This window comes from Polaribacter sp., from assembly GCF_965660385.1.
Taxonomy (GTDB): Bacteria; Bacteroidota; Bacteroidia; order Flavobacteriales; family Flavobacteriaceae; genus Polaribacter.
This window is the reverse complement of record NZ_CBFHZT010000111.1, coordinates 1-3,022: the sequence shown is the minus strand read 5'-3', so window position 1 is coordinate 3,022 and position 3,022 is coordinate 1. Positions and strand designations below refer to the sequence as shown.

Genomic DNA, 3,022 nt, shown 5'->3' with positions numbered 1-3,022 from the left:
ACTCTTTCTTCTGCCATACCCTTTTTATTTTTTTATACGCCTCTTTAAAGTCGGTTGTATATTCGTTTAGTCCTTTTGCGATATCTATATTTTTAGAAACCCCTATAAAATCTTGACTATGTAGTAAATCTAGTATTTCTTTCATTATCTTGCTAAATGTGTTCGTGTTACACTTATATATTTATCGCTAATATCAAATCCTGCATTTGTTTCGATATAAACATCCATACCATGTGTATTAAAATCACTACCTACTGGCATATTTGCGCTTAAACTTACGTGTTCATTATTACCACTACCTTTTAATAATGGTATTGTAATGGCTCTAAAAACAACGCTATTAACTACAAATTTTAAATGCAAATAGTTATCTGAACCTGTTGGGGTTACTGCTGTGCATCCGAAATCAATAGATAAAACGTCATTTACTTGTATAGGCTCTACTTTTCCATTTGTATCTAAAAAAGTTAAACCTCCATTACTTTCTGATGTACCTGTAATAGTTATAAGGTTATCACTAGCGGTTAGTGTTTGTGCCGTTGCTTGGAATCTACTTTCCCAACCTGTAGCTGTATATAATTCTGCAAAATTATCATTACATTTTCCAAATGCTGAACGTAAACCCTCACCATCACCTGAATTATTTGCTGTACCTGTATTAATTGTTTGCCTAGCCATTGTTATCTGTTGTTATAATTGTTGTATCTGTTGTGTAATTAGTTGTATCCGCTGTTATCACTACACTAGGGGTTAAGTCTAAGTTAATTATGTTATATAACGTCATTTTAACCTCCCTAGTTAAAATATTAGTCTTAATACTATCAATCCTATAATATTGTTGTTTAATCTCTATTACATCGTTTAATTTCGTGTTAAGAATTATATTTAAAGGCGTATCTTTACTTTCAAAATAAAACATACGTCTATTTTTACTAAACGCTTCTAAAATGTATGGTTCGTGATAATTTTTATACAAAGTATTTGTAATTAACGAACCGTTAAACTCGTTAAATTCCTCGCCAAATGTGTTAGAATATATTGGAGCTGTTAACGAATTTGTATGTAATGGTATGTTAATTGTGTTTACTTGCTGTCCTATGCTATTTATATCAATTACTTTTATAGGATTGGTTAAAGATTGGTTAAATAAGTAGTGCCTATGCTGTTTAATATCTTGTACTTTGAAGTCTTCATCAGTTAGTAAACCATAGCAAACCTCAATATCATTAGCACCATTCAAATCTGTTATCCTTTCATAAACGACTTGCTCAAATGGTAGTTTATAATCTAAACTTTCACCGTCTATTAAATTATCGTTTTCATCAAATATCTCCAACTCTAAATCTCCGTACGCTGTTAAATTATCATTTTCAAATTGTTCTGCTAATATTGTTTTAGGTTCAGAAAATTTGAAGTTAATACTGTTTAATAACTTCCCTTTTGATACTGTTGTTTTACTAAAATCAATGTATTTTGTGTAGTCAACTACTTTACCTTTTTTATAAAATTCGTTTAAAGTATCAACATATATGCTGTCATCATCTTGTGCTATTGCTATAAGTCTATATTGCTGAAATAAGCCTTTCAAGTAGTCAATCAATTTTTGGTCAGGCATATTTTCAGCGATATCAAAATTACCTGTTACTGATAAATTACCTGTCAAATAACGATATTCAAATAAATCAATCCAAACCTCTCTGCTGATATAAGCACTATATACGATAGGGTTAATTGATTCAATCCAAAAGGTTATATTTTCTAATGGTTCGCCGAAGTCTACCTGCTCAACTACTAGCCTCTTTTTTCCTACAATATCACTAAATTTTGATATGATAGTATCATTTTGTTTTATGTAAATTGTGTAAGAATTGGCAATGTCCGCTGTTGATGGTGTTACCTCGAAATTAATTAGCCTTGTATCTCTCTCATCTTCAGTTCCAAATCCTGTAGCTAGCATAGTGTTACCACTTGTAACAGGGTCGTTATCCACATTATTAGTTAAAACAACTTGGCTAGTAGTCTTTTTTCTTGGAGCTGATAATAAGGTAAACGAGTTAAGAAAGTCAGAGCCACCAAAGAAATCACGACTAAAAGTTAAACCGAAATCATTTTCAATAGCTTCTAATATTCGTATGTCTTTTATCGAATAGCTTATCTCTGTCCAATCAACACCACTTAAATCATCATTATTATTATAATATAGATTTGTTTGCGTTTCTGTAGTTTGTGTAGCATTTGAACTATCGTAAAAGTACTGTCTACTTTTACTAAATAAAGAGCCTGAAACGTCGCTAATTGATTGTAATTTATTAAAAGCGTTACCACTATTAAACGTAAAATTATAAGATGATAAGTCTAAGTCAGATAAACGACTTTCTTTTAACACCTCTTTTAAAGATATCAAATTGCCAAACAATTCTAAACTATAACTAATTGGTTTATTGCTTTCTAACTCAACTTTTACAGCCTTAATCTTTACTTTTTTGTAGTAAACACCATTTAATTCAACCACCCCTAATAAGCTACGTCTTAAATCTAAACCATTAACAATATTTTGATTATAGAAGTGTTTTAGTACCCTGTTGTTTGTTTCGGATGCTGGAACGCTAAAAGTGTTAGAGATATCAGTAAAAACCTTTGTAATATCCTCTATTTTAGATACTGAACTATCTATAACAATATCTTCATCTTTAAACAAATCTAACTTATCGTTACCTATGTAAATGGCTGTTATCATTGACTGTTTATTTCGTTAAAAGAATAAGTAAATTCAAATTCATAATTAATCAACCTATCTCTTTTTCGTGTTTGAAACTCGATTGATTTCTTTTTTAAATTGATTGGTATAAATTTGTTTTCTTTCAGTTCCCAAATCTTATTACTTAGCATCAACTGTTTTAAGATTTCGTTATAACTTTCTTTTACCCATCCTGTATTTATTTTGTATTCTGTTTTTCCGTTTGTGTTATAGTCTACAAATTGGTGAACCCCGTCAATAGCCTGACCACTTGACCCCTCGTAA

Annotated in this window: 3 protein-coding genes; all 3 read right to left on the bottom strand. The window is 30.4% G+C overall.

What is annotated here, in order from left to right:
* Nucleotides 1-144: 144 nt before the first annotated feature.
* The gene (locus tag ACTG3V_RS15295; protein ID WP_439133040.1) at nucleotides 145-678 is read right to left on the bottom strand and encodes a hypothetical protein; all 534 of its coding nucleotides are present in this window, start codon (nucleotides 676-678) and stop codon (nucleotides 145-147) included.
* Nucleotides 671-2,737: a hypothetical protein gene (locus ACTG3V_RS15290; protein ID WP_439133039.1), complete on the bottom strand. Its 2,067-nt coding sequence runs from the start codon at nucleotides 2,735-2,737 to the stop codon at nucleotides 671-673. Before ACTG3V_RS15290 ends, ACTG3V_RS15295 begins: the two co-directional genes overlap by 8 nt.
* Nucleotides 2,734-3,022, bottom strand: a 289-nt coding sequence (locus ACTG3V_RS15285) for a hypothetical protein (RefSeq protein WP_439133038.1), incomplete at its 5' end; no start/stop codon positions are given. The genes ACTG3V_RS15290 and ACTG3V_RS15285, both read right to left, overlap by 4 nt.